At 50.2% G+C, this 1,619-nt stretch carries 1 protein-coding gene; it reads left to right on the top strand.

What is annotated here, in order from left to right; translation table 11 throughout:
* A partial coding sequence (locus tag FBQ85_30125) for a T9SS type A sorting domain-containing protein (protein ID MDL1879390.1) occupies nucleotides 1–1,192 on the top strand: 1,192 nt, incomplete at its 5' end.
* Nucleotides 1,193–1,619 lie beyond the last annotated feature (427 nt).

The raw sequence follows: 1,619 nt of genomic DNA on the forward strand, positions 1-1,619 counted from the left end.
GCATTCTACTTGCGGTAGTTGGGCGGATTGCGACAATGACGGCGATCTGGATTTATTCGTTACAGATGCTATTGGGCAAAACACTTTTCTTTGCAACCGGCTTTATTTAAATAATGGCAATAACACGCTTGAACTTACCAACGCTAGCGAGATCACGAGCGAAGGTCGAAGCTCAAGAAGCGCGAGTTGGGGAGATTACGACAATGACGGCGATCTAGATTTGTTTATTTCTACGTATCACGGTCCGAATCTGCTGTATCGCAATCGTGGCAATGGTACTTTTGAACCCATGAATTCCGGCCCGATCGTCACCGCAAGCGGTTCGCATTTTGGCAGCAGTTGGGGCGATTTCGATAACGACGGTGATTTGGACTTAATCGTGACCACCGATTCTCAAAGTGGAAATCTTCTTTATAGGAATGAAGGTCATGGCAATTTTACTCGAGTCACGGGTCAGGCAATTACCAATGAGCGAGGATTTACTTGCACGACAAGTGACTATGACAATGACGGCGACTTGGATATACTTGTAGTTAATGATGGTGGAAATGAAGGGCCGCTTGCAAATTATCTTTACGCCAACGATGGCAATGACAATACTTGGATCAACATCAAGTGCGTGGGCACGGTATCCAATCGCACGGCTATTGGCACGCGCATTCGCGCCAAAGCCATGATTCGAGGTGCGGCCGTGTGGCAGATTCGTGAGATTGCACAACAGAGCGGTTTCGGCGGGCACAACAGTCTGCGCGTGCATTTCGGTTTCGGCGATGCGACGGTGATCGATTCGCTGGTGATTCGCTGGCCGTCAAAAATGACCGAAGTCTACACGAACGTTGCGGTCAATCAATTCATGACTGCCATTGAGGGCCGCAGCCTGACCTCCGTCGTTGAGCAGCAAGGGGAGCAACCCGCCAACTTCAGTTTAAGCCAAAACTACCCCAATCCCTTCAATCCCGAAACGACTATCGAGTATCAATTGCCGCAGCCGAGCCAAGTCAAAGTTGTAGTTTATAATTTGGCCGGGCAACTTGTGCGAACATTGATCGATGCGCAGCACGCTGCCGGGAAATTTCAAACGCATTGGGATGGCAAAGATGAACTCGGCAACCAGGTTGCCTCAGGTGTTTATCTGTATCAATTGCAGGCGGGAAATTTTCAGGCGGCCCAAAGAATGATTTTGATGAAGTGAAAGCCGCAAAGTCTTTGTGTGTGTCGTCTAGAAAACGAACAGAGGAAGCCATAAAATCGAAAAACACTGTCCGGGCGCAATTTTCTGATGGGGCGCGCGCCGCTGGCCGCGTGTTCAAACGCAAACCATCATGCGCCCGGACGGTGTGTAAATGAGTATTGCTAATTCAAATCGGCGCCGGCTGTTTCCGGGCGGAGCCGCCTTATGGCGTTCTCCAAAAATTTTGGCAAAACCGTTTGCCGCACTGGGCCAAGATATGAAGGATCTTCAAGACGCTGCAATAATTCTTCGTACTTCTCCGGGCCGTGCTTTTCGATGATATCTTGCTTGCGTTCCGGCTTGACGGCATGCACGAACATGCTGCGGCGGTCGGCCTCGGGATGAAACTGCACACCGACAATTTCCGGAGAAACGCGAATGCCGGTGA

The sequence above is a fragment of the Cytophagia bacterium CHB2 genome, from assembly GCA_030263535.1.
Lineage (GTDB): Bacteria > Zhuqueibacterota > Zhuqueibacteria > Zhuqueibacterales > Zhuqueibacteraceae > Coneutiohabitans.